Consider the following 25861-nt stretch of genomic DNA (forward strand, 5'->3'; position numbering starts at 1 on the left):
CCATCCCGGAAAACCGTTCGGCCCCGGGAAAAGGAGAAGGGGCGGGCCGGTACGTGATGACCTGGCCCGCCCCTTCTCGGAGCTGTATCGATGTGCTCGTCGCCGCGAGAGGGTCAGGCCTCCGCCGGCTCCGGCACGATGTTCACGGTCTTGCGGCCGCGCTTGGTGCCGAACTCGACAGCACCGGCAGCAAGGGCGAACAGGGTGTCGTCGCCACCACGACCGACGTTGACGCCGGGGTGGAAGTGGGTGCCGCGCTGGCGAACCAGGATCTCGCCGGCGTTGACCTGCTGGCCGCCGAAGCGCTTGACGCCGAGCCGCTGAGCATTGGAATCGCGACCGTTGCGTGAGCTGGACGCGCCCTTCTTGTGTGCCATGTGTCAGTCCTCCTGAAGAACAGTCGAATTACTTGATGCCGGTGACCTTGAGGACCGTCAGCTTCTGACGATGACCCTGGCGCTTGTGGTAGCCGGTCTTGTTCTTGAACTTGTGGATGCGAATCTTCGGACCCTTGACGTGGTCGACGACCTCGCCGGTGACCGAGATCTTCGCGAGCTTGTCGGCGTCGGTGGTCAGATCCGCGCCGTCGACGACGAGGGCGACGGGCAGCTGCACGGTGGAACCGATCTCGCCGTCGATCTTCTCGACCTTCACCAAGTCGCCTTCAGCGACCTTGTACTGCTTGCCGCCGGTCTTGACGATCGCGTACGTTGCCATCGGAGAGCTACCTCTTACTGTCGTGTCTCGTTGAGGCGCGCGGGTGCGCGCCTGCGGGTGGTCGGAGTCGCGGCGGCGACTCTCACGGACGCACCTCGACATATCCTCTTGCCAGTTCGATCGCTCGGAATCGGCGCGCTTTACGCACAGCACAACCCGAGCGTCGTCAGGCGACTGATCCAGGTTACGGGACGGCAGACCATGAGGTCAAACCAGCCCCGCAGCCCGTGTCGAGGTGGTATCAGGCGTCTTGCGGAGGCCCCGCCGGACGACCAGCGGCCCTGCGCCGCGGAGTCCTGCGCACCGCCACGGCCGGCTCTGCGGCCCCAGCACCGTCGGAGCCGACGGGACCGAAGGTGGTCACCGGGGCAGCCGGGGTGTCGATCACGGCGGTGGCTCCGGTCGAGGAGGTCACGCTCGGCGCGGCAGTGCGCCGACTCGCGCGGCGACGCTTGCGTGTCACCACTGCCTCTGTCGGCGCTGGCCCTGTCGACGCTGCCCCTGTAGTCGTTGACTCAGTCGAGGCAGACTCAGTCACGACTGCTTCCGTCGGCGCGGCCGTGTCGGGGCCGGCAGAGCGGATCGCTTCAGCGGAACCGTCGGTGCCCGTATCGGGCGCACTCGGCTCCTCGGCCGCTGCCACCGGTTCACTGGCCTCACCGGCAGCGGCATCATGCGCCGAACCGTTGGTATCGCGGTCACCGCGGCCTCGTCCGCCTCGGCTACGCCTGCGGCCGCGAGCCTGTCCGTCATCGCCCGTCTGCGGCGCACCGGCTGACGAGCCGGGTGCGCCGCTCTCGTCGGCGTCATCGCCGCTCGTCACCGAGGCGGAGGCCTCATTGGTCACCGAGGGGGAGGCCTCACTCGTCACCGGCTCAGATGCCTCGGTGCTCGCCGTAGCGCCGCTGTCCTGCACGTCTCCGGCATCGCGCTCGGTATCGGTCAGTTCACCGTCCTCGTCGCGGTGTGCCATGGCACGGAACATGGGGTGTTCGGCCGGACTGTGGTGCGACTTGCCCTTGGCGACGTTGTCGGCGCTGTCAGCGGTCTCGGCAGCCGGCTCCGACTTGGCCTTCCGCGAGCGTCGCGACTTCTTGCCGGACCCCTCATGCCTGTCGTCGGTCGAGGCCACCTCGACGGGGTTGTCGTGCACGATCAGTCCCCTGCCGCCGCAGCAGGCACAGGTGGTGGAGAAGGCCTCCAACAAGCCGGTGCCGAGCCGCTTACGGGTCATCTGCACGAGTCCCAGCGACGTCACTTCCGACACCTGATGCCGGGTTCGGTCGCGGGACAGCGCCTCGGTCAGGCGCCGCAGAACGAGATCGCGGTTGGATTCGAGCACCATGTCGATGAAGTCGACGATGATCATGCCGCCGATGTCGCGTAGGCGCATCTGGCGAACGATCTCCTCGGCGGCCTCGAGGTTGTTGCGGGTGACCGTCTCCTCGAGGTTGCCGCCCGACCCGGTGAACTTGCCGGTGTTGACGTCGATGACCGTCATGGCCTCGGTGTGGTCGATGACCAGGGTGCCGCCCGAGGGCAGCCAGACCTTGCGATCGAGTGCCTTGGCGAGCTGCTCGTCGATGCGGTAGGCGCTGAACACATCCGGCGAGTCGGCGTGTGGGTTCTCGAACCGCTCGACCCTGTCGAGGAGGTCGGGTGCCACCGCCGACACGTAGCCCTCGACGAGATCCCAGGAGCCGTCACCCTCGACGACGAGCTTCTTGAAGTCCTCGTTGAACAGATCGCGCACGACCTTGACCAGGAGATTCGGCTCCTCGTACATCGTCTTCGGCGCGGTCCCGGTCTTCAGTGAGCTCGACTTGCCCGAACCGGACTTGCCCGACCCTGACTTCCCACCGGAGCTCTTCTGCGCGGACGCGTCGGGGCGGACCGCGGCCTCGATCGATTCCCACTGCTTGCGGAGGCGTTCGATGTCGGCGGTGAGCTCCTCTTCGCTCACACCCTCCGAGGCCGTGCGGATGATGACCCCGGCATTGTCGGGGACGATGTGGCCGAGAATCTGCTTGAGCCGCTTGCGCTCCACATCGGGCAGTTTGCGGCTGATGCCGGTGGAGCTGCCGCCGGGTACGTACACGAGGTAGCGACCGGCCAGCGAGATCTGCGTGGTCAGTCGGGCTCCCTTGTGTCCGACCGGATCCTTGGACACCTGGACGAGAACCTCGTCACCGGGCTTGAGTGCCTGTTCGATCTTGCGGGAGCCGCCGTCGAGTCCGGCCGCATCCCAGTTCACCTCGCCGGCGTAGAGGACGCCGTTACGTCCTCGGCCGATGTCGACGAATGCGGCTTCCATGCCCGGGAGCACGTTCTGTACCCGACCGAGGTAGATGTTGCCCACCATGGACTGCGATGTCGACGTGGTCACGAAGTGTTCCACGAGCACACCGTCCTCGAGCACGGCGATCTGCGTGTAGTCCTCGATCGGCCTGGAGGTCTCGGGTGCGCCCGTTCCGTTGTCGTGTTCGTGGGCGTGTGTGGTCGCCAGACGTCCGTTGGCGGCTCGTTCACGCACCACCATGACGCGGTCGACGGCCTCACGACGAGCCAGGAACTCCGACTCGCTCAGGATCGGCGGACGCCGCCTGCCCGCGTCGCGACCGTCACGCCGCCGCTGACGCTTGGCCTCGAGTCGCGTGGATCCGGAGATGCCCTGCACCTCGTCGCGGTCACGGGCGCGCGCCTTGTTCCGCGGCTCGCGTTCGTGGACCACCGTGTTGGGCGGATCGTCGTTCGTCGACGACTGCTCGTCGCCGTCCTCGCCACCCTTGCGACGCCGACGACGCCGCCGGCGGCGCGAGCTCGCGCTGCCGCCGTCCTCGTCCTCGTCGTCGCCGGTGTTCTTGTCGCTCAAGTTCTTGTCACTCGAGTTCTTGTCACTCGAGTTCTTGGCGTTCGCGTTCGTGTCGCCGGAGTTCTTCTCGTCGGATGCCGCATCGTCGGAAACGTCCGACGTGTGCGAGGCGGCGCTCCCGCCGACAGTCGACTCGCCTGAGTCGTCTGCATCAGACGCGCTGTCATCTCCCGACCGCGCGTGGCGGTTACGGCTGCGCGAGCGATGACGGCCACCGCGCGACTGCGCCCCGGTCGACTCTGCTGTCGTCAGATCGCCGTCGGCATCGTCGGTGGTCGTGTCGTCGTCCGCGTCATGGCCGGAAGCCCCGGCGGAGTCGTGGTCAACCGTGTCGCGCCGGTCCTGCGGTTCCCTGCCTTCTTCGGCCGAGTGGTCGCCAGCCGAGTCATCCCCGGCCGGGCCGTTCTGGTCGCCACGACCGCGGCCGCGGCCACGACGACCGCGGCGACGGCGACGCGACGAGCCGTTGGACTCTTCGGTGCCGTGATCGTCAGCTCCCTGGTCGCCGGACGACTGCCGCTCGTCGCGCTCGTCATCCTCGTCGCGCCCGTCACGATCGCTTCCGGCAACGGGCTCCCCGGCACCAGCGGGTGGCGTCTTCTCCGACGTCGTGCCGGACTCGGCGCGACGACGTGCACGCGCCTCGCGTTCGGCGCGAACAGCCTCCGCCGACGGCGGCAGGAACAGTGGCGACTGACCGACCTCGCCGGCCGCGGTCGGAGCGACCGGCTCCTCCACGACGACGGCTGAGAACAGGCCGGTCGATGGTTGTGCCGACACCGGCTCAGCGGTCTCAGGCCCTGTCGACTCGGGTTCTGTCGACTCGGGTTCTGTCGGCTCGGATTTTGTCGAGGGGGTTCCCGTCGCCTGGGACTCTGTCGTGTCGGCAGGCGAATCTGCTGCGGGAGCCTCGGCCTGCCCGGTCAAGATGTCGCGCACGCGGACAGCGGCATTGCGATCGATACTCGACTGGGCACTGCGGGCGGTGACGCCGAGGTCGGCGAGATGCCCGAGCACCTGACGGCTGGTGACCCCCAACAACCGCGCCAGTGCGTGAACACGCAGTTTGTGCGGGAACTCGATGGCGGACTGGTCGTCCTGCGGCGCCGATGCTCCGGCCGAGGCGGGCGCATCCGAGGTGGTCGGCTCGGTGGGCGCATTCAATTCGTTCGACCCGGACTGCTCGTCCGGCGACCCGTTGTCGGTGGTCACGTATTCTCCTATGAGCCCCCGGGCGCGTGATACGCGGCCACGCGAGGGCTTGTGTTGTCTGTACCAGGCTCTTGACGACCCTGGGTCCTGTGGTGGTCTCGCTCCGCCTCGGCCGGCACATGTCTCGATCGTGTCGATTCATGCGCACCGCCGGGCGATGCCTTACGTGATGGCCCGGTTGCAGTGTGCGACGTCCACTCCGTACCGGCCCTGCCTCGCGGATGCGATCGAGACCGATGACGGGGACGTGCAATACGACCGTGCATCGTGCGCCGGACCAGCGAACCGATCCGCCGACAACACTGTGCCATCAAGGTGTCACCTGATGACCGTCGGACAACTGAGGACCGTTGGACAACTGACGACCTCGCCAGTATCCCACATAAGTCTCGCCCGGCTCCCACACGCCACGATCGGCGCCCGTTTCGGGCGATATCGGGGGTGTCGAGAACCGGGCGAGAAGTCGGTGTCACCGGCCCGGACAGGGCACTGATGTCGGGGGGCACGGGTGTCAGGGGTATAGGCGTAGGGGGCGACGCTGCGGTGGCGCGCCGCCGCCAGATCAGTCAGACAAGTTCGGGAACCACAGGGCGATCTCGCGCTCTGCGGACTCCGGCGAGTCCGATCCGTGCACCAGGTTCTCCTGGGTTTCCAATGCGAAATCGGCCCGGATGGTTCCCGGTGCGGCCTTCTCCACCGGGTCGGTGCCACCGGCGATCTGCCGGAAGGCAGCCACCGCACGAGGTCCCTCGAGAACTCCCGCGACCAGCGGGCCCGAGGTGATGAATTCGACCAGGGACGGGAAGAAGGGCTTCCCCTGGTGTTCGGCGTAGTGGCGGCCGGCCATATCCTCGTCGATCTGCCGGAGCTCGAGGGCTGCCAGGGTCAGACCCTTGCGCTCGATGCGGCTGATGATGTCACCCACGAGGCCACGACGGACACCGTCGGGCTTGATCAAAACCAGAGTCCGTTCAGTCACGGGTCACACCGTAGCCGACTGCTGGGTTCAGCTGCCCACCGGACGCTGCCCGGGAAGGCGTCCGGTGGCCATCCGTTTCTCCACGTCGCGTTTCACATAAGCGATGTAGAGCCACACCATCAAGAAGATGATCCCCACGACGCCGATCGACCAGTGGATTGCGAAACCCGCGATCACCGCCAGCTGCAACACGAGGTCCACCTCGAGCGCGTGTCGGCGCTTCTGCATTCCCGAGGCCAGGATGAACACCACGCACAGCACGCCCAGGTAGATCCCCGACCCCCAGCCGATGCCGCCGGCCACCTTCGCCACGATCGGGAACGCCAGCACCAGCACGATCAATTCGAGGATCAGGGTGCCGGCCATGACGCCGCGCAGACCCTTCCACGGGTCGTTCAGGGGCGGGGTGAACCCTGTCTGTCCCGCGTTCCCTGCCTGTCCGGCGTTCGCCGCGCCCGGCACGTTCACGCCCTGTCCCCCACTGCGCTCACTGTCAGCACTGTTACCCATCTCGTGCCCGCCTGTGTCGTGCCCGCCCTCGCTCATGCCGGCTCCTTGCCGAACAGCGTGCGTGCGGCGCCGGCGGTCACCACCGAGCCGGTGATGACCACGCCGGCACCCGACACCTGCCCGGCCTCGTCGTCCTCCTCGGCCAGTGCGATCGCCGCCTCCACCGCATCGGGCAGGAAGGGCTGCGCCACCACCCGCTCGTCGCCGTAGATCTCGGTGGCGAGATCGGCGAGTGCGTCGGTGTCCATCGCCCGCGGTGACCCGTTGTTGGTGAGCACCACCGCGTCGAGCACGGGTTCGAGGGCGGTCAGCAACCCCCGGACGTCCTTGTCGGCCATCACCCCGATCACCCCGACCAGGCGACGGAAATCGAACTCCGCGTTGAGTGTTCGTGCGAGCGCGGTGGCACCGTGCGGGTTGTGAGCCGCGTCGATGAACACCGACGGCGCGTTGCGCACCCGTTCCATGCGACCGGGCGTGGTCACTGCGGCGAAGCCGGCGCGGATGGCGTCGGTGTCGAGCTGGCGGTCTGGTCCGGCGCCGAAGAACGCCTCGACAGCAGCGAGCGCGAGCGCGGCGTTGTCGGCCTGGTGTTCGCCGTGCAGCGGCAGGAAGATCTCGTCGTAGCGGCCTCCGAGCCCCTGCAGTGCGATCATCTGACCACCGATGGCCGTCTTGCGCTCGAGCACCATGAACTCCGAACCGGCGCGGGCGACGATCGTGTCGGCGTCCACTGCGGCGCGCAGCAGCACCTCGGTGACCTCGGGTTCCTGCCGGGCGAGAATCGTCACCGGATCCGCCGGCGCGACGACCGGATCCGGATCCGCGCGCACCGAACCGGCCCTCTTGATGATCCCGGCCTTCTCCCCGGCGATCTGGGTGAGCGTGTCCCCGAGGTAGTCGGCGTGATCCATCGCGATCGGCGTCACCACCGCGACCGTCGAGTCGATGACGTTGGTGGCATCCCACCGACCGCCCATGCCGGTCTCGACGACCGCGACGTCGACGGGTGCTTCGGCGAACGCGGCGTAGGCCATCGCGGTGAGCACCTCGAACTTGCTCATCCGGGGGCCACCGGCGGCGACCGACGAGTCGTCGACCATCGTCACGTACGGTTCGATGTCGCGATAGGTGTCGATGTAGCGCCGCGCCGAGATCGGCCGTCCGTCGAGCGAGATGCGTTCGGTCACCAGCTGCAGATGCGGGCTGGTGTATCGCCCGGTCCGCCGGTGCAGCGCGATGAGCAGCGAGTCGATCATCCGCGTCACCGAGGTCTTGCCGTTGGTCCCGGCGATGTGGATCGACGGGTATCCGTGCTGCGGCGACCCCAGGATATCCATCAGCGCCGAGATCCTCGACAACGACGGCTCGATCTTGGTCTCACCCCACCGCGAGTCGAGCTCGACCTCCACCTCGGCGAGTTCGGCGAGGTCCTCGGGGGTGTCGCGGGGCGACGTCTGCTCGCTCACGCGCCACCCAGGTCGGCCAGCTTCGCGCTGATGCGCTCGACCTCCTCGGTGGCGATGCGATTGCGGTCGCGGATCTTGGCCACCACGGTGTCGGGCGCCTTGGCCAGGAACTGGTCGTTGCCGAGTTTCGCCGACGTCTGCGCCAGCTCCTTCTCGGCCACCGCCAGATCCTTGGCGAGCCGACGCTTCTCGGCCTCCACATCGACGGTGCCCGAGGTATCGATCGCCACGTCCACGGTGCCTGCACTCAGACGGACCTCGAGCGTCGCGGTCGGCGAGAATCCGTCGTCGGGACGGTTCAGTGCCGCCAGCGAATCGATGTAGTCGCGGTCAGCGCCCAGGCCCGCCGCCGCGAGGCCGGGCAGATCTGCCGCGACCCGCTGACGCGGCTTGAGGCCCTGGTCGCCACGGAATCGGCGGACCTCGGTGACGAGAGTCTGCATGTCCTCCACACGCGCCACGGCCTCGGGTGCACTGAATTCGCCGTTGACGGTGGGCCATTGGGCCACCGTCACGGTCTCACCGCCGGTGAGCGCACGCCAGAGGGTCTCGGTGACGAACGGCATCACCGGGTGCAGCAGGCGCATCAGTGAATCGAGGACTCGGCCGAGAACGAGTTGTGTTGTGCGCGTGCGCGAATCGTCACCCTCGGCGAACTGAACCTTGGCGAGTTCGAGATACCAGTCGCAGAACTCATCCCATGCGAAGTGGTAGAGCGCCTCACACACACGCGAGAACTCGTAGCTCTCGAAGCCCTTGTCTGCGGTCTCGGTGACTTCTTCGAGCCGGTGCAGGATCCACCGGTCGGCCACGGTGAGATCGTCGTCGGCCTTCAGCTCACCCACCTCGGCGCCGTTCATCAGCGCGAACCGGGTCGCGTTGAAGAGCTTGGTGGCGAAGTTGCGTGAGGACTGGGCGTGGTCGTCACCCACCGCCAGGTCGGCACCGGGGTTGGATCCGCGCGCCAGGGTGAACCGCAGTGCGTCGGCGCCGAAGCGCTCGACCCAGTCGAGCGGATCGATGCCGTTGCCCTTGGACTTCGACATCTTGCGACCGAATTGATCGCGAACAAGTCCGTGCAGCAACACATCTCGGAACGGGACGTTCTTGTCGGGACCCATGTCGCGCCCCACGTAGGTGCCGAACATCATCATGCGGGCGACCCAGAAGAACAGGATGTCGTAGCCGGTGACCATCACCGAGGTCGGATAGAACTTGTCCAGGTCGGGGGTCTTGTCCGGCCAGCCCATCGTCGAGAACGGCCAGAGCCCCGAGGAGAACCACGTGTCGAGCACGTCGGTCTCCTGCGTGTAGCCCTCAGGCGCCTGCTCATCGGGGCCCACGCAGACGATCTCGCCCTCGGGGCCGTACCAGATCGGGATCCGGTGACCCCACCACAGCTGCCGGGAGATGCACCAGTCGTGCATGTCGTCGATCCAGCCGAACCAGCGTGGTTCCATGGACTTGGGGTAGATGGTGGTCTCGCCGTCGTGCACCGCATCACCGGCGCTGCGCGCGAGGCTCTCCACCCGAACCCACCACTGCATCGACAGCCGTGGCTCGATGGCCTCGCCGGATCGCTCGGAATGACCGACGCTGTGCAGATACGGCCGGACCTCCTTGACGATCCGCCCCTGCTCGGCGAGGGCGTCGCGGATCGCGGCACGGGCCTCATAGCGGTCGAGTCCGTCGAATTGCGTTCCGGTGTTGGCGATGTGGGCGGTCTCGTCCATGATCGTCGGCATCGCGAGATCGTGTCGCTGCCCCACCGCGAAGTCGTTGGGGTCGTGGGCCGGGGTGATCTTCACAGCGCCCGTACCGAATTCGGGGTCGACGTACTCGTCGGCGATCACCGGGATCGTGTGATCGAGGAACGGGTGATCGAGTTCGGTTCCCACCAGGTCGCGGTAGCGCTCGTCGTCGGGATGCACGGCGATCGCGGTGTCACCGAGCATCGTCTCCAGACGGGTGGTGGCCACCACCACGTGCGGCTGCGCATCGTCGAGACTGCCGTAGCGGAAGCTGACGAGTTCGCCCTCGACCTCTTCGTAGTTGACCTCGATGTCACTGATCGCGGTCTTGAGCACCGGCGACCAGTTCACCAGCCGTTCCGCCCGGTAGATCAATCCGTCGTCGTACATCTGTTTGAACACGGTCTGCACGGCGCGCGACAGTCCGTCATCCATCGTGAAGCGTTCGCGCGACCAGTCGACGGAGTCGCCGAGCTTACGCATCTGCGAGGCGATCTGGTCGCCGTACTCTGCCTTGGCCTCCCACACCTTGTCGATGAACGCCTCGCGACCGATGTCATCACGACTGAGACCTTCGGTCGCGAGTTTGCGTTCCACTAGAACCTGCATGGCGATCGCCGCGTGATCGGTGCCGGGAAGCCACAGCACCTCGTAACCCTGCATACGGCGGCGGCGGCACAGCGCGTCGATCAGGACATGGTTGTAGGCATGGCCCATGTGCAGATGGCCGTTGACGTTGGGGGGTGGGATGACCACCGAATAGGCGGGCTTGTCGCTCGCGGCGTCGGCGGTGAAGTACCCGCCGTCCAGCCAGCTCTGGTACAGGTCGGCCTCATGCTCGGAAGGCTCCCACGTCTTGGGGAGACGATCGGCACGGTCAGCAGTGGCGTCAACGGTCACCACACGATTCTAGTCGTGGGCCGACTGTCCGAATTCACCCCACCGACCGGCTCGGTTCATCCCACCAGTCGGCGCAGCCGGTGTACGTCCTCAGGCGAGTTCACGTTGGTGAGCCACTCCGAGCGACTGATGCTCACCCGGTTGGCGCCCACCTCGTCGAGTGCGCCCAACATGCGGCGCTCACCGGTGACGGCCAGGTCTGCGAATGCCCCGGCACACGACGTGCGGTAGACGCCGGCGAACGGGTGCAGCCGTTCGGAGTCGGCGGCCACTGCGACCGCGGCGCCCTCGACCAGCCCGCGATCGACCTCGTCGATCAGTTCACCGGAGATCAGCGGCATGTCGGTCGCGGTGACGAACGCCCGATCACATCCCGCCGCGGCGGCGTGCCGTAGTCCCGTGGCGAGCGCACCCAGCGGTCCGTACTTCGCAGGTTCGTCGGTGACCCACTGCACCGCAAGGGCATCGTGGAGCTCACCGAAGGCGGTCGAGGATGCCGGTGCGACCACGAAGACCGGTGCGCATCGGGTCGCGAGGACCTTCACCACCGTCGCGAGCATCGACTCGCCGTCCCATTCCATCGCCGCCTTGTCGCGGCCCATCCGTCGTGACGCGCCGCCGGCGAGAACGATCCCGGCCGGTGGCCTCGACTCAGCACTTGTGCTCATGGCCCCAGTATCGCCGTCGAGCACCCGTCGTCGTGGCTGTTCGCCGTATTCTTTCACCCCCAGTATTCGGCTCCCCGTCTTTCACTCCCGGCTCCCGGAAGTCAACGCCGTTCACTCCCGACCCCGCCGACACCGTCGGACGGACACGGCAGTATGGACCCATGACCGACGCGCAGATCACGGGGCCGGGACCCACGGAGCGACGATGGGCCGCGTGACCGCACGTGCCAGGGTCGTACGGATCCGCGGCGATCACAGCGACCATCGGGCGGACACCCTGGTTGTGGAGGAGCCGCTGGAACTGCGTCTGGATGGCACCTCACTGATGGTCACCATGCGCACACCGGGTCACGACATCGATCTGGTGCACGGAATCCTGCTGTCGGAGAACGTGATCGCCGACCCCGACGAGATCGAGACGGTCCGCTACTGCGCGGGCACCGACGATGAGGGGCGCAACACCTACAACGTCATCGACGTGGCGAGTCGACGCAACTCGCACATCGTCGACCTGTCACTGGTGGCGAGGTCATCGCCCACCACATCGGCGTGTGGCGTCTGCGGTAAGGCCTCAATCGACGCCCTGGCCACCAAAGCCCGCTGGCCACTCGCCGACGACGCCCACACGGTGACCCCGCAGTCGTTGAGTGCGATGTCGCAGCGGCTGCGCGAATCCCAGAGCACCTTCGCCACGACCGGCGGCGCCCACGGGGCTGCGCTGTTCGACTCGGCGGGGCGGTTGGTGTTCGCTCGCGAGGACATCGGTCGTCACAACGCGGTCGACAAGGTGATCGGCGCGGCCATGCGCGAGGGACTCCTGCCGTTGTCGGGCCACACACTCCTGGTGTCCAGCCGCGCCTCCTTCGAGCTGGCGCAGAAGGCCATCGTCGCCGGCATCCCGATCCTCGCGGCCGTCTCCGCACCATCGTCGCTGGCGGTCGAGGTCGCTCGCGAGTACGGACTGACGCTGGTCGGCTTCCTGCGCGGCGACTCGATGAACGTCTACAGCGCCGAGCATCGGGTGATCACCGTCGACGATGACCCACCGGCCTGAGGTTCCGGCCCCTCACACCGCCTGGCACTGCGGACACCAGTAGACCTTGCGGGCCTCCAGTTCGGCGATCGCGATCTCGGTTCCGCAGATTCGGCAGGGTTCACCGGCCCGCCGGTAGACGTAGGTGCGTGGCCGTCCGGTCCGATAGCTCGGTGCACCATGGTCATCTTCGTCGCGGATCACGTGAATCGCGTTGCGCCGCACACCAATCGGCATGAGCATCACGAGGTCGGCCCAGATCTCGTCGAACTCCTCACGAGTGATCTTGGTACCGGAACGGAATGGATTGATCCGCGCCCGGAACAACACCTCGGCGCGGTAGACGTTGCCGACGCCGGCCATCACCTTCTGGTCCATCATCAGCGCACCGATCGGACGTGCCGAGCGACCGACCGCCGCCCACGCCTTCTCGGGATCAGCGTCCACCCGCAACGGGTCGGGTCCCAGCCGGGCGACGAGCGCCTCGAGTTGTGCCGGCGAGTAGATCTCACACGCCGTCGGTCCGCGCAGGTCGACCCCGACGGTCTCCGATTCCAGCCGCATACGCACTGCGCCGACCGGAGGGTCCATCGGTTGGGACTGTTCATCGAACCGCCCGTACAACCCGAGATGCACATGCACCATCAGTCCGTTGCGGTACCGGTGGACCAGATGTTTACCCCACGCGTCGGCGCCGGCGAACACCTGTCCGTCGACCAGTTGTGCCGACTCGGCGAAACGCCCTTGCGGGCTGCTGACGTGCACAGCATGCCCACGGAACAGCCGCTGATGCCGTCGCGCCAGCCGGTGGACGGTGTGCCCTTCGGGCACCTATGCGGACTTGTCGCGACGCTCGTCTCGACGGGCCTTGCGCGGCACGACGGTCGGGAGAACGTTGTCGCGCACCGTCTCCCCGGTCACCACCACCTTGGCGACGTCATCGCGACTGGGGATGTCGTACATCACCGGCAGAAGCACTTCCTCCATGATGGCGCGCAGCCCGCGAGCACCGGTGCCGCGATGGATCGCCTGATCGGCGATCGCCTCGAGCGCGTCGTCAGCGAACTCGAGTTCGACACCGTCCATCTCGAAGAGCTTGGTGTACTGCTTGACCAACGCATTCTTCGGCTGCGACAGGATCGAGACCAGCGATTCCTTGTCCAGGTTGGTCACCGACGCGACGATCGGCAGACGGCCGATGAACTCGGGGATCAGGCCGAACTTGATCAGATCCTCGGGCAGCACCTCGGCGAAGTGGTCGGTGGTGTCGACCTCTTCCTTACGTGCGACCTCGGTGCCGAATCCGATGCCGCGCTTGCCGACGCGATCGGAGACGATCTTCTCCAGACCGGCGAAGGCGCCGGCCACGATGAACAGCACATTGGTCGTGTCGATCTGGATGAACTCCTGGTGCGGGTGTTTACGTCCACCCTGCGGGGGTACCGACGCCTGGGTGCCCTCCAGGATCTTCAGCAATGCCTGCTGCACACCCTCACCGGACACGTCGCGCGTGATCGACGGGTTCTCGCTCTTCCGCGCGATCTTGTCGACCTCGTCGATGTAGATGATGCCCGTCTCGGCGCGCTTCACGTCGTAGTCGGCGGCCTGGATCAGCTTGAGCAGGATGTTCTCCACATCCTCCCCCACATAGCCCGCCTCGGTGAGCGCGGTGGCGTCGGCGATCGCGAAAGGCACGTTGAGCATCTTCGCCAACGTCTGGGCCAGGTAGGTCTTGCCGCAGCCGGTGGGTCCGAGCATCAGGATGTTCGACTTGGCGATCTCCACCTGCTCACCGGTGCGGGCGTCTTTGCGCTCGCCGGCCTGGATGCGCTTGTAGTGGTTGTAGACCGCCACGGCCAGGGTCCGCTTGGCGGTGTCCTGCCCGATCACGTAGTTCTCGAGGAAGTCGCGGATCTCCGACGGCTTGGGCAGCTCGTCGAGCTTCACGTCGCTCGACTCGGCGAGTTCCTCTTCGATGATCTCGTTGCACAGATCGATGCACTCATCGCAGATGTACACACCTGGTCCGGCGATGAGCTTCTTGACCTGCTTCTGGCTCTTGCCGCAGAAGGAGCACTTCAACAGATCGCCACCGTCACCGATTCGAGCCATCGCGCGCTGTACCTACTTCCCTTGTGCTGCCGCGTCGTGATCAATCATCCGAGACCGTGTGTGACAACCACTGGTGTGAGCACCACACCGGGTTCGAGGGTGTGGATCGATGGCCCGGTGCGAGGCATCCACCCCGACACCGGCGACTCACGGTCCACCACCCCGCGACCCGATATCCCCCGACCGTACCCGGCCTGCACAGGAAGTTCGACCGAAGTGGCCGATCCCGGTGCGGGCGGGTGGATCGTCGAAACATCCGTCACATCTCGGATGTCAGCATCACCCGCGGCGGCGATGCCGTGCTGCATTGTTCCCGTCGGCGTGTCGCCGCACCCGGCCCGTCTCCGCAGGCCCGACGCGCGCTCACACCCGCGCTGTCACGCTTTCGCCGACTTCTTCCGGTAGGCGAACACCTCGTCGACGATGCCGTATTCCTTGGCGGCCTCAGCGGTGAGGATGTTGTCGCGGTCGGTGTCCTTGCGGATCTTCTCCGCCGGCTGCCCGGTGTGGCCGGCCAGGATGTCGTCGAGACGACGACGGATGCGCTCGATCTCGGCGGCCTGGATCTCCAGGTCGGACACCTGCCCCTGGTACGCACCACCGGTGCGTGGCTGGTGGATGAGCACGGTCGCGTTCGGCAGCGCGGCACGTTTGCCCGCGGTACCGCCGGCCAGCAGGATCGCCGCCGCCGACGCGGCCTCACCGAGGCACACCGTCACGATGTCGCAATGCACGTACTGCATCGTGTCGTAGATGGCCAGCATCGCGGTGACACTGCCGCCGGGCGAGTTGATGTACATGATGATGTCGCGATCGGGATCCTGGGACTCCAGCACGAGCAGCTGCGCCATGATGTCGTTGGCGACCGTCTCGTCGATCGGGGTGCCCAGGAACACGATGCGTTCCTCGAACAGCTTCGCGTACGGGTTGTACTCGCGCATGCCATTGGGGGTGTGCTCGATGAACGACGGCAGGATGTAGCGGCTCTGCATGCCGGCGACCGCCGCGGCGCCTGCGGAGATGGACGGCTGTGAACCGAACATGTTGGTCATGAGTGGTGTGCCTCCAAAGAAGTCTTCGGGAGAAGTCTGATGTGGGGAGTCCGAGTCCCCGGGTCTGTCGGCCCGGATGCGGACTAGCCGCGGGTGATCACATGGTCGACGAGGCCGTAGTCCTTGGCGTCGTCGGCGGTGAACCACTTGTCGCGGTCGGCGTCGGCCTCGATCTTCTCCAGCGGCTGACCGGTGTGCTCGGCGTTGAGCTGGTTCATCTGCTTCTTGGTGGTGGCGAACTGCTCGGCCTGAATCGCGATGTCGGCCGCGGTGCCGCCGATGCCCGCCGACGGCTGGTGCATCATGATCCGCGCGTGTTTGAGCGCGTGCCGCTTGCCCTTGGCGCCGGCGGTGAGCAGGAACTGGCCCATCGATGCCGCCATACCCATCGCGTAGGTGGCGACGTCGCATTCGGCGAGTTCCATCGTGTCGTAGATCGCCATACCCGCGGTCACCGAACCACCGGGCGAGTTGATGTAGAGGTGGATGTCCTTGGTCGGGTCTTCCGCCGACAGCAACAGGATCTGGGCGCACAGCCGATTGGCGATGTCGTCGTCGACCTGAGTGCCGAGGAAGATGATCCGCTCGCGCAGCAACCGCTCGAAAACCGAGTCGGTGAGGTTCATGCCGCCCACAGCCGCCGATGCCGTGGCCTGGAACGGTGGGATCTTCTGCCCTGTCACGCTGTCTCCTACTCTCGTGCTGCCGTATTGCTCAATCGAGCCTAACGAATAAGGGCGGCAACACCGTCGGTGTGCCGCCCCTATTCGCTGAGAGCAGAAGAAATCGAATGCCCGCCAGGGCCGATCGAGTACGGACTACTTGGCCTCGTCCTCGGTGGCGGTCTCGGTCGAAGCAGACTCGGTCGACTCGTCGTCGACATCGTCGGCCGGGAAGAACTCGGCGGTGTCGACGGTGTTGCCGTCGGCGTCGGTGACGGTGACCTTGCTGACCACCGATGCCAGTGCCTTGTTGCGGCGCAGGTCGGCGTAGACCGCACCGACCTGGTCGGCGCGCTGGAGTTCCTGGATGAACTGCTGGGGTGCCATGCCGTAACGCTGCGCCTGGAAGATGATCTGCTGGGTGAGTTCGTCCTGGCTCACCTCGGTCTCGAACTCGTCGGCGAGCGCGTCGAGCAGCAGCTGGGTCTTGACCGACTTCTCCGCCGACTCCTTGGACTCGGCGTCCCACTCCTCACGAGTGGTGCCCTGCGCCTCGAGGAACTTGGCGAGCTGCTCATCGTCATGACCCAGCGCGTGGATGATCTGGTGCTGCTGGTTCTCCACCTCGGCGTCGACGACCGACTCGGGCAACGGGACCTCGACGGAATCGAGGAGCTTGTCGAGGACCGCCGAGCTGATCGCGTTCGCCTGCTCGAGCTTCTTGGACTGCTCCACACGCGTGCGCAGGTCATCCTTGAGCTCGTCGACAGTGTCGAATTCGCTTGCCATCTGGGCGAACTCGTCGTCGACCTCGGGAAGCTCACGTTCCTTGATCGAGTTCACCTTCACGGTCACCTGTGCGGGCTGACCCGCGTGGTCACCGGCCACGAGATCAGCGGTGAAGGTCTTCGAGTCACCTTCGGTGAGTCCGATCAGCGCCTCGTCGAGACCGTCGATGAGCTCACCCGAACCGATCTCATGCGACAGCCCCTCGGTGGCGGCTTCCTCGATCTCCTCGCCGTCGATCTCGCCGGAGAGGTCGATGTTGACGAAGTCGCCGTCCTGGGCGGCACGCTCGACACCCTTGAGGGTGCCGAAACGCTCGCGCAGCTTCTGCAGCTGCTCGTCGACCTCGGCATCGTCGATGCTGATCGGCTCGACCTCCACCGACAACGATGCGAAGTCGGGAGTCTCGATCTCAGGGCGGACGTCGACCTCGGCGGTGAACGAGATCGCCTGGCCGTACTCCAGCTCCGACAGATCGATGTCGGGCTGACCGATCGGGTTGGTCTCGGTCTCGGCGATCGCCTCGCTGTACTTGCCGGGCAGGGCGTCGTTGACGACCTGCGCCAGCACGGCATCGCGGCCAACGCGGGCCTCGATCAGCTTGGCCGGCGCCTTACCCGGACGGAAGCCCGGGATGCGGACCTGCTGTGCCAGCTGCTTGTAGGTGCGGGCGAAATCGTCCTTGAGTTCCTCGAACGGAACCTCGACGTTGAGTTTCACTCGCGTCGGGCTCAGCTGCTCGACGGTGCTCTTCACGACATGCTCCTTAGTACTCTCGTCTGGTTCCAGCGATCTGGGCGCTGGAGGTCTGGTCGGCGCTGGTTGGTGTGGCGATCCCCGCCTGCGGCGGTCGCAAACTGCTGACAACCGCTCCGCTCAGACGTCGGATGTCGGGATGACAGGATTCGAACCTGCGACCCTCCGCTCCCAAAGCGGATGCGCTACCAAGCTGCGCCACATCCCGGTGGCCGGTGCGCGGGCGCGCCTCGAGCCGACAGCAAATACTACGTGGCCAGGACGTGCCTGCCCAATACCGGCCCTGCCACCGGGTCGGCCGAGGGCCACGGATCCGAGACGCACGACCCGCGGCGCGAGGTGTTTTGGTGGGTTGCCACACCGCGCTGTACAGTCATCCACGCACCGCCGCTCCGGGTCGAACCGAAGCGCCGAGGCACGCGGGTGTAGCTCAATGGTAGAGCCCTAGTCTTCCAAACTAGCTACGCGGGTTCGATTCCCGTCACCCGCTCCACAGTGTCGCCCCCCGGGGTCACGATCCATCCGACGATGCGGTCGCCCGGATCGGTCGGTCATCCGGTTCCCGTGCGGGCCAGTTCAGATCAGATGGTCGCCTCCGTCGTCGTAGACCGCCATGGCCGGCGTGTAGCCGACATGGTTGAAGAAGATCCCCACCCCCGCGGCCACGATCCCCAGCACGTTGTCCAGGCGTGGCGCGTTGCACACACCGTCACCCCGCAGGCAGATCTCGGTGCGCCGACTGCTGGGCGAACGATCCGAGAGCTCGCCGATCGTGGGAGCCACGCTGCCGATCAGTCCGGGGTTGCCCGCGCCCAGGATCCCACCGGATCCGTTGACCGTGGGACGACGCGGATCGGCGATCAGCTGACATCGCGTCGCGGTGATCTGGTCGCACACGTCCCCGGCGATGAGCGCCCCGAGCGAGTAGCCCCGCAGAACGGGCGTCGTCTGCGGACAGGTCGCCAGCAGAGCGTTCACCGCGTTGGTGAGCGCCTGCTTACCCGCCGCCACCGAGGCGCCGGAGATCTCGGCGGAGTAGGTGATGGACGTGGTGTCGGCGACATCGTCGGGGTAGAACCGGGCGATGTTGAGCGCGTTCGGATCCTGCGAACCACCCACCCCGAAGTAGTGCACCGTCGGGCAGCCCGTCGCAGCACCGGCATCCGGATGGGCGAAGACCGCCCCGGCGAGCACACTCGCAAGGACTGCGGACACCGCGAACACCGTCCGCAGAACCCGCCGCGTGACCCCTTAGTGCCCGGCCCCCGTGTGCCCGGCGCCTATATGCGCAGCCGCTGTCTGCGTGGCCCTGCGCGATCGTGTCGATTCCGTCAGCTCCACGTTCCGCCTCCTGGTTGCGCTGTCCGTCCAGACGCCCGCCACCGCCGACCTGCGCGGTGCGGCCAGGGTAACCCCCATCAGGCACGTAAGTACCAGCGACGCAACCGAACAGCGCCGGTAGCTCCACCGATCACCGCAGTATGAGCGAGGTGACTTCGCGAATCCGACATGTTGGCGCGTTGTGGTGCCCGCTGACGCCGAGAGTGGCACAGTGAGTGAGGGAGTTCGATCCGACCCCCACTCACTGCCACCACAGCCCCGGCAGAGGAGCGCACATGCGCATCGCTTTGTTCATAGCGTGTTTCAACGACGTGATGTACCCGCAGACCGGCAAGGCAATGGTCTCCCTGCTGCGCCGCCTCGGCCACGAGGTGGTGTTTCCGGCAGATCAGACATGCTGCGGCCAAATGCATTTCAACACCGGCTATCAGGACGACTGCATCCCCCTGGCCGAACGCTTCTGCTCCACCTTCGACCCCTACGACGTGGTGCTCGCAGCATCGGGATCGTGCGCCTCGATGGTCAAGGAGTACTACCCGGTGGTCGCCGATCGGGCGAAATCACCTGCACTGAAAGCACGTTCGGAGTCGGTCTCGTCCCGGCTGTACGAATTGTCAGAGTTACTGATCGACGTCCTCGGTGTCACCGACACCGGTTCGTACTTCCCGCACAGCGTGACCTATCACCCCACCTGCCACACGTTGCGCATGCTCAAGATCGGCGAGAGACCGCTCACCCTGCTGCGCAATGTCGACTCGATCGACATCGTCGACCTCCCCGAACCCGAGGAATGCTGCGGTTTCGGCGGTACGTTCTCGGTCCGAAACGGCGACACGTCGGCGGCGATGGGCACCGACAAGGTCGCCAGCGCCATGTCGACCCACGCCGAGATCCTCACCGCCGCCGACAATTCCTGCCTCATGCACCTCGGTGGCATTCTCTCGCGAGCGCGATCGTCGATGCGCCCGCTGCATTACGCGGAGATCCTGGCCTCCACGCGGGAACATCCCCTCGACACCGGCGAGGCGATCCCCGCGGTCGAGCGTCCCGTCGACGCGTGGAGATCCGAACAGGCGCAGCACGACCACGGGTCGCGGAAGCCCGAGCTCCGTTCCCCCATGCACCCGGCACAGCATCAGGGACGGCGCTCATGAGCAGCCGAACCTCGCGGGTCGACGCGGCGGGATCAGTGGTACCTCCGCAAGACACCTATCTCGGTATGCCACCGTTCCCCACCGCCGCCAAACATCAGCTGCGTAATTCGCAGCAGCGCAGCAATCTCACCCACGCCACCCGCACGATCCGAGGCAAACGCAACGCGCTGGTCGCCGACAAGGACGACTGGGAACAACTGCGCAGTGCCGGTGCGGCCATCAAGGACGAGGTACTGACCCACCTCGACGAATACCTCCTGCAGTTCGAAGAGGCCGCCACCGCGGCCGGGGCGACGGTGCACTGGGCGCCGGACGCATCAGCAGCCAATCGCATCGTCGGCGAGATCGCCGTCGAGGCCGGGGTGTCGGATGTGGTGAAGGCCAAGTCGATGGCCACCGAGGAGATCGGGCTCGTCGAAGCGCTGGCCGCCGCCGACGTCAACGCCTACGAGACCGACCTCGCCGCACTGATCGTCCAGTTGTCCGCCGACGTCCCGTCCCACATCGTGGTGCCGGCGATCCACCGAAACCGTGCCGAGATCCGCGAGATCTTCGCCACCAACATGGGTACTTTCGGTGAGCCTGCGCCCGCAGACCTCGACGACGATCCCACACACCTCGCCGCCGCCGCGCGTCATCACCTCCGGCAGAAGTTCCTCGCCGCGGAGATGGCGGTGACCGGAGCCAATTTCGCTGTCGCCGAATCAGGTTCACTGCTGCTGGTGGAATCCGAGGGCAACGGCCGGATGTGCGTGACGATGCCTAAGACACTGGTGAGCGTGGTCGGTATCGAGAAACTCGTACCCACGTGGCGAGACGTCGAGGTGTACCTGCAACTGCTGGCGCGCTCGGCAACCGGTGAGCCGATGAATCCGTACACGTCGGTGTGGACAGGTGCCCACGCCGACGACGGACCCACCGACGTCCACATCGTCCTGCTCGACAACAACCGCACCGACATCCTCGCCGACGAGGTCGGCAGACAGACGCTGCGCTGCATCCGCTGCGCCGCATGCCTCAACGTCTGCCCGGTGTACGAGCGCGCGGGTGGGCATTCTTACGGCTCGGTGTATCCGGGGCCGATCGGGGCCATCCTCAGTCCACAGCTGCGCGGACTGCACGACGACGTCGACCGCGAACTGCCCTACGCATCTTCACTGTGTGGTGCGTGCTTCGAGGCGTGCCCGATGGAGATCAACATCCCGCGGGTGCTGGTGCAATTGCGCGCCGACGTGATCGACGAGGAGCCGGCGCTCAAACCGTCGGCCGAGCGAGCGGCGATGTCGGTGGCCGCGGCCGGCTTCAGTCACCGCACGCTGTTCGACATCGGCGAGAAGGCCGCCGGCTTCGCACACCGACTGATCCGCAACGAGCGCGGGATCACCTCGGTGCCCGGGTTCAGCGGATGGTTCAGCACGCGCGACATCGCCACGCCACCGGCCGAAAGCTTCTCTTCGTGGTGGGCACGAACAGGAGGTGCCGACGATGAGTGAGGCCCCCGGTACCGCCACCGGCGCAACCGACGGCCGGTCGGTCATCCTCGAGCGAGTGCGTTCGGCGTTGGGTGACACACCACGCCCACATGCCCGGATCGACCGTGACTATCTCCCCGCCGACCCGGGGAACGACGACGACAACGTCTCGGCGTTGAGCGAACGCCTCAGTCACTACGACGCGCACGTCGCGCGAGTCGACCCGGATTCGGTGTCTGCCACGGTCGCCCGGCTCTTCGGCGAGCGTGGATTCTCCTCGATCGTGGTCCCGCCGGGACTCGATCCGCAGTGGTTGCCCTCCGGCGATGACATCGAGTGGCTGCACGACTCCACCGAATCGCCGTTGGACCGTGCGACGATCGGCGACGCCGATGCCGTGATCACCGCGGCGACGGTGGCCGCCGCCGACACCGGGACGATCGTGCTCGACGGGAGCGCCGGACAGGGCCGCAGAACCCTGTCGCTGCTGCCTGACGCGATGCTGGTGATCCTCGACCTCGACCAGATCGTCGCCAACCTCCCCGCCGCGATCGCACGCCTGGACCCGCGTCACCCGCTCACCTTCATCTCCGGTCCGTCGGCCACGGTCGACATCGAACTGGTCCGGGTGGAAGGTGTCCACGGCCCCCGTGTCCTCGACGTGATCATTTCCGGCTGAATTCGCTTGTCGGCGGACCACCTCACACGCACCGTGATTCCCACCTGACACATCATGTGTCACTCACGTCACGCAGATCGTGCATTTCGGACCCGATACCGGTCATATGACTCAACTCGTCGGCGTTTCGTCCTTTGGACGCCGGGCAACGATCGTGTAACGATGACGTCGCCTCCGATGAGGTACAGCAGTTTTCCGGTCGTGGCATTCGCGATCGCGTAAGGACGTAGGGGCTTCATCATCGTGTTTTCTCGCAAGTCGGACCGGGGACGCCGGTCGAATCGTTCGCATGCACTCGGCAAGCGGCTGGCAGCGGTCACCACCGGGTCGGTCGTCGTCGCGCTCGCACTGCCTGCCGTCGCCTCGGCCGACCAGGTGGTCACCGTTCCCGGGTTGCCGCCGGTCACGCTGCCCTCGCAGGTGCCCGCACTCCCGCATCTGCCGTACGTGAGCGCCACCACGACGCCGAGCACCCCGACCGCGCCCCAGGCGCCGTCGACGACCGAGGCGCCCAAGCCGCCGGCCGAGCCCGCACCCCCGGTTCCCACCAAGACCGGCTGGGAGGCGCTCGCAGACGACGCCACCCACACGATGACCGTGTGGCACAACGGCAAGATCGTGCGCAAGGACATCCCGATCTCGATGGGCTCCAACGAGCACCCCACACCCAACGGCGTGTACTACACCAAAGAGAAGTACCGGGACATGTACATGGACTCGTCCACCTACGGGGTTCCGGTGGATTCACCTGAGGGATACCGGACCTACGTGGAGTACGCCATCCGGATGAGCTGGGACGGCATCTTCCTGCATGCCGCACCCTGGTCGGTCGCTCAGCAGGGTCACACCGATGTCAGCCACGGGTGCATCAACGTCTCGACCGAGAACGGCAAATGGGCCTACGAGAACTTCCCCGAGGGAACTCCGATCGTGGTCCGCGGAACCGTGGGCGGACAGTACGTCCAGGGCAGCTGAGGCCGTCATGACCCATCAGCCGACTAGGGTGCGAGCACTGCGCCACAGGGGCATGGTCGGCTGACGATCGATGTGAGGCAGGTGCTTTCGGTCCGCACAGGACCCGAAACCCCTGCCTTCGTCGTCTCCGGCGTACAACCTCGGTGGCGCCGGCTCACGGTTGCAGCGGTCTACTCCGTTCCGAGCTCGTGGTACTCCCCCGACCCGGTCACCCGCGCGATCGCACGCATCTTGTTCACCGCGTCGAGCGCTGCCACCTTGTACCCCTCAGCCAGGGTCGGGTAGTTGAACACCGCCTCCACGAGATAGTCCACGGTCCCGCCCAGACCCATCACCGTCTGCCCGATGTGCACGAGTTCTGCGGCGTTGGAACCGAATACGTGAACGCCGAGCAGTTCACGTGTCTCGGCGTGGATGAGCAGCTTGAGCATGCCGTAGGAGTCACCCATGATCGCTCCGCGGGCGAGCTCCCGATAGCGTGAGACACCCACCTCGAATGGCTGGTTCTCCGCGGTCAGCTCCTCCTCGGTCTTGCCCACGTAGCTGATCTCGGGGATCGAATAGATGCCGATCGGCTGGTTGCGCATGTCGGTGGCCCCGGCCGGCTCGCCGAACGCGTGATAGGCCGCACGCCTGCCTTGCTCCATCGACGTGGCCGCCAGCGCAGGGAAGCCGATCACGTCGCCGACGGCGTAGATGTGGGGAACCGACGTCTGGAAGTTCTCGTTGACCTCGAGTCGCCCGCGCTTGTCGGCGACCAGCCCGGCCGCCTCGATGTCGAGCTTGTCGGTGACGCCCTGCCTGCCCGCCGAGTACAGCACGGTGTCGGCGGGGATCTTCTTGCCCGACTCCAGAATCGTCAACGTTCCGGCCGGATGGCGCTCGACCGTCTTGACCACCTCGCCGAAACGGAACGTCACGCCGCGATCACGCAGTTGGTACTGCAGGGATTCCACGATCTCGCGGTCGCAGAAGTCCAGCAGTCGGGGACGCTGTTCGACCACGGTCACCTTGGTACCCAGCGCCGCGAACATCGAGGCGTACTCGATGCCGATGACGCCGGCGCCGACCAGCACCATCGAGCGCGGCACCCGGTCGAGGCTCAGGATCTGGTCGGAGTCCACGATGGTCTCCCCGTCGAACTCCACCGTCGACGGACGCGCCGGGCGCGTCCCCACCGCGACCACCACCTTCTCGGCGCCGATGGTCATCAACTCCCCGTCGATGCCGTCGACGGCGATCTCGTGCTCACCGGCGAAACGGCCACTGCCCAGGTACAGCGCGACATGATTACGCGCGAGCTGACTCTGGATGACGTCGATCTCCTTGCCGATCACGTGCATCGTGCGCGCGGACAGATCGGCGACGGTGATGTCGCTCTTCACCTTGGTATGACTGCCCGTAGAGTTCGCGCTGGCTCAGGCCCGTGAGGTAGAGCACCGCCTCGCGCAGCGTCTTGGACGGGACGGTGCCGGTGTTGATACACACACCGCCGACCATGTTCCGCCGTTCGACCACCGCAGCGCGCTTGCCCAGTTTGGCGGCAGCGATCGCGGCCTTCTGACCAGCCGGCCCGGAACCGATCACCACGAGATCGTAGGTCTCCATCGCACACTCCGCTTCGCCTCGCCCCGCGCGGGAAACTGGTCGGCGCCCGGGTCTGGGTGCGGCGGCCTGACCAACCTGACGTCACCCAGAAATACACCGGAGATGTTGCGGCTGCGTGAAATCCAGAACCTGACATTCACCAACTCGACGGTGCTGCCCCCGACCCCCGACCCCCGACACCCAGACGTCGATGCGCCATCTCCTCAGGCGCCGCGGGTCACGCGGCGTGACCGGCTCCGGCGGGACCCACCGCGAACGTGGCCTGCACCTGCATCCACTGTGCGAGGACCTGACATCCGGTCAGCCCGGAACCGGGATCGATCGGTTCGGTGGCATACGAGGTGTGCCGCCCGCCGCGAGGGTTGCGGATGTGCAGTCCCGCCCACATCAGGAAGGCCGGTAGGTAGCCGAGCACCTCGCATACCGCGATACGCACACGCCGCAGATCTCGCCACCACTGCGCAGGAGTCACCGAGGTTCGCGCGGCGTTCTGGAATGAGTTACGCCGCAACGTATTCCACATCTCACACAGCCAGCCGCCGAGGTCGGCGAGGCTCAACCATCCGGTGAGGTCGGCGACATCACGCAGCAGCGAGTCGCGGCTGGCGTTGCAGATCATGTCGTCGCGGTGCGCGATCCACAGGGTGGGCAGTCCGACCGGCACCTCGGGACCGGGGCCCGCGATACCCGCACCGTCACAACCCGAGACGACACCGACGGGCTGATGCGGATCGGCGACGAATCCGGCACCGATGAGGTGCGACTGCCCCCACGACACCGGTCCGTCCGGCGACCGCGTCGCCGAGAGTGTGCCGAGGAATTCGCGAACCACCACCGCACCCTGGGAGTACCCCAGCAGGATGACGGGTCCTCGGGCGGCGGCCATCGATGCATGCAAGGCGGTGACACCGGCGTGCACGCTCGTACGGTAGCTGACCCCGTCCCGTTCGGGCACCGGGCCGTAGCTGGCCGGATAGGGCACCCAGACGCCGCGGAAACGATGATCGAGCTCGCCGACCACATGGGCGAGCATGCCACGCACTGTGCCCGCATCGTCGTCGGCACGGGCCTCACCCGTGCCGCCGACCACGAGAACGGTGACCACGGACATGACTCCATCGTGCCCGAGCCGCCTGAGAGTTGATCGCCGACG

20 protein-coding genes, 2 tRNA genes and 1 pseudogene are annotated in these 25861 nt (G+C 66.4%); 6 read left to right on the top strand and 17 right to left on the bottom strand.

Features of this window, described 5'->3' with window-relative positions; all coding sequences use genetic code 11:
* Window positions 1–113: 113 nt before the first annotated feature.
* The 8 genes from rpmA to mobA form a co-directional block, all read right to left on the bottom strand.
* A complete protein-coding gene (gene rpmA / locus IEW22_RS09095; protein ID WP_188586301.1) occupies window positions 114–377 on the bottom strand; it encodes a 50S ribosomal protein L27 in 264 nt (87 codons plus the stop codon).
* 28 nt (window positions 378–405) lie between these two features.
* Entirely contained in the window at window positions 406–717 is a 312-nt protein-coding gene (rplU, locus tag IEW22_RS09100) for a 50S ribosomal protein L21 (protein WP_188586302.1), read from the bottom strand.
* 241 nt (window positions 718–958) lie between these two features.
* On the bottom strand, window positions 959–4801 hold the full coding sequence (locus tag IEW22_RS09105) for a translation initiation factor IF-2 N-terminal domain-containing protein (protein ID WP_407066592.1): 3843 nt from the start codon (window positions 4799–4801) through the stop codon (window positions 959–961).
* Between the two features lie 562 nt (window positions 4802–5363).
* Window positions 5364–5780, bottom strand: coding sequence for a nucleoside-diphosphate kinase (gene ndk, locus IEW22_RS09110; RefSeq protein WP_188586303.1), 417 nt, complete (start codon window positions 5778–5780; stop codon window positions 5364–5366).
* A 27-nt stretch (window positions 5781–5807) separates the two neighbouring features.
* Window positions 5808–6146 carry a DUF4233 domain-containing protein gene (locus IEW22_RS09115; protein ID WP_229742356.1) on the bottom strand — a complete coding sequence of 113 codons (339 nt, stop codon included), beginning with the start codon at window positions 6144–6146 and terminating at the stop codon, window positions 5808–5810.
* Window positions 6147–6322: 176 nt separating this feature from the next.
* Window positions 6323–7759: a bifunctional tetrahydrofolate synthase/dihydrofolate synthase gene (gene folC / locus IEW22_RS09120; RefSeq protein ID WP_188586304.1), complete on the bottom strand. Its 1437-nt coding sequence runs from the start codon at window positions 7757–7759 to the stop codon at window positions 6323–6325.
* Complete coding sequence (locus IEW22_RS09125; protein WP_373284158.1) at window positions 7756–10410, bottom strand: valine--tRNA ligase; 2655 nt, start codon at window positions 10408–10410, stop codon at window positions 7756–7758. The genes folC and IEW22_RS09125 overlap by 4 nt, the downstream gene beginning before the upstream one ends.
* A gap of 56 nt (window positions 10411–10466) precedes the next feature.
* Window positions 10467–11078 (bottom strand): molybdenum cofactor guanylyltransferase, encoded by a 612-nt coding sequence (gene mobA, locus IEW22_RS09130; RefSeq protein WP_188586306.1) that lies wholly within the window; start codon window positions 11076–11078, stop codon window positions 10467–10469.
* 205 nt (window positions 11079–11283) lie between these two features.
* Between mobA and fdhD the strand changes: the two genes are divergently transcribed.
* Window positions 11284–12132 (top strand): formate dehydrogenase accessory sulfurtransferase FdhD, encoded by an 849-nt coding sequence (gene fdhD / locus IEW22_RS09135; protein WP_188586307.1) that lies wholly within the window; start codon window positions 11284–11286, stop codon window positions 12130–12132.
* Window positions 12133–12144: 12 nt separating this feature from the next.
* On the opposite strand, the gene IEW22_RS09140 is transcribed toward fdhD, so the two are convergent.
* The 6 genes from IEW22_RS09140 to IEW22_RS09165 form a co-directional block, all read right to left on the bottom strand.
* Window positions 12145–12942 (bottom strand): Fpg/Nei family DNA glycosylase, encoded by a 798-nt coding sequence (locus IEW22_RS09140; protein ID WP_188586308.1) that lies wholly within the window; start codon window positions 12940–12942, stop codon window positions 12145–12147.
* Window positions 12943–14223: an ATP-dependent Clp protease ATP-binding subunit ClpX gene (clpX, locus tag IEW22_RS09145; RefSeq protein WP_188586309.1), complete on the bottom strand. Its 1281-nt coding sequence runs from the start codon at window positions 14221–14223 to the stop codon at window positions 12943–12945.
* Window positions 14224–14600: 377 nt separating this feature from the next.
* Window positions 14601–15266 carry an ATP-dependent Clp protease proteolytic subunit gene (locus tag IEW22_RS09150; RefSeq protein ID WP_229742358.1) on the bottom strand — a complete coding sequence of 222 codons (666 nt, stop codon included), beginning with the start codon at window positions 15264–15266 and terminating at the stop codon, window positions 14601–14603.
* Window positions 15267–15358: 92 nt separating this feature from the next.
* On the bottom strand, window positions 15359–15901 hold the full coding sequence (locus IEW22_RS09155) for an ATP-dependent Clp protease proteolytic subunit (RefSeq protein WP_188586371.1): 543 nt from the start codon (window positions 15899–15901) through the stop codon (window positions 15359–15361).
* A 192-nt stretch (window positions 15902–16093) separates the two neighbouring features.
* Window positions 16094–17479 carry a trigger factor gene (gene tig / locus IEW22_RS09160; protein ID WP_188586310.1) on the bottom strand — a complete coding sequence of 462 codons (1386 nt, stop codon included), beginning with the start codon at window positions 17477–17479 and terminating at the stop codon, window positions 16094–16096.
* Window positions 17480–17613: 134 nt separating this feature from the next.
* Window positions 17614–17687, bottom strand: a tRNA-Pro gene (locus IEW22_RS09165).
* Between the two features lie 211 nt (window positions 17688–17898).
* Here IEW22_RS09165 and IEW22_RS09170 point away from each other — a divergent pair.
* Window positions 17899–17972: transfer RNA gene (locus IEW22_RS09170), tRNA-Gly, on the top strand.
* An 83-nt stretch (window positions 17973–18055) separates the two neighbouring features.
* Here the strand turns inward: IEW22_RS09170 and IEW22_RS09175 are convergent.
* Window positions 18056–18694, bottom strand: a complete 639-nt coding sequence (locus IEW22_RS09175) for a cutinase family protein (RefSeq protein WP_188586311.1) — start codon at window positions 18692–18694, stop codon at window positions 18056–18058.
* Window positions 18695–19095: 401 nt separating this feature from the next.
* Between IEW22_RS09175 and IEW22_RS09180 the strand changes: the two genes are divergently transcribed.
* The 4 genes from IEW22_RS09180 to IEW22_RS09195 all read left to right on the top strand — a co-directional run bounded on the left by IEW22_RS09180 (window position 19096) and on the right by IEW22_RS09195 (window position 23100).
* Complete coding sequence (locus IEW22_RS09180; protein WP_188586312.1) at window positions 19096–19974, top strand: (Fe-S)-binding protein; 879 nt, start codon at window positions 19096–19098, stop codon at window positions 19972–19974.
* Window positions 19971–21467 (top strand): LutB/LldF family L-lactate oxidation iron-sulfur protein, encoded by a 1497-nt coding sequence (locus tag IEW22_RS09185; RefSeq protein WP_188586313.1) that lies wholly within the window; start codon window positions 19971–19973, stop codon window positions 21465–21467. The genes IEW22_RS09180 and IEW22_RS09185 overlap by 4 nt, the downstream gene beginning before the upstream one ends.
* On the top strand, window positions 21460–22125 hold the full coding sequence (locus IEW22_RS09190; protein ID WP_188586314.1) for a LutC/YkgG family protein: 666 nt from the start codon (window positions 21460–21462) through the stop codon (window positions 22123–22125). Before IEW22_RS09185 ends, IEW22_RS09190 begins: the two co-directional genes overlap by 8 nt.
* A gap of 243 nt (window positions 22126–22368) precedes the next feature.
* On the top strand, window positions 22369–23100 hold the full coding sequence (locus IEW22_RS09195) for a L,D-transpeptidase (protein ID WP_188586315.1): 732 nt from the start codon (window positions 22369–22371) through the stop codon (window positions 23098–23100).
* A gap of 170 nt (window positions 23101–23270) precedes the next feature.
* Here IEW22_RS09195 and sthA read toward each other — a convergent pair.
* Both sthA and IEW22_RS09205 read right to left on the bottom strand, forming a co-directional pair.
* Window positions 23271–24708, bottom strand: a pseudogene (gene sthA / locus IEW22_RS09200) (Si-specific NAD(P)(+) transhydrogenase).
* Between the two features lie 217 nt (window positions 24709–24925).
* Window positions 24926–25819, bottom strand: coding sequence for a PE-PPE domain-containing protein (locus IEW22_RS09205; RefSeq protein WP_188586316.1), 894 nt, complete (start codon window positions 25817–25819; stop codon window positions 24926–24928).
* Between the last annotated feature and the right edge of the window lie 42 nt (window positions 25820–25861).

Origin of the sequence: Gordonia jinhuaensis, from assembly GCF_014639795.1 — a bacterium.
Classification (GTDB): domain Bacteria; phylum Actinomycetota; class Actinomycetes; order Mycobacteriales; family Mycobacteriaceae; genus Gordonia_B; species Gordonia_B jinhuaensis.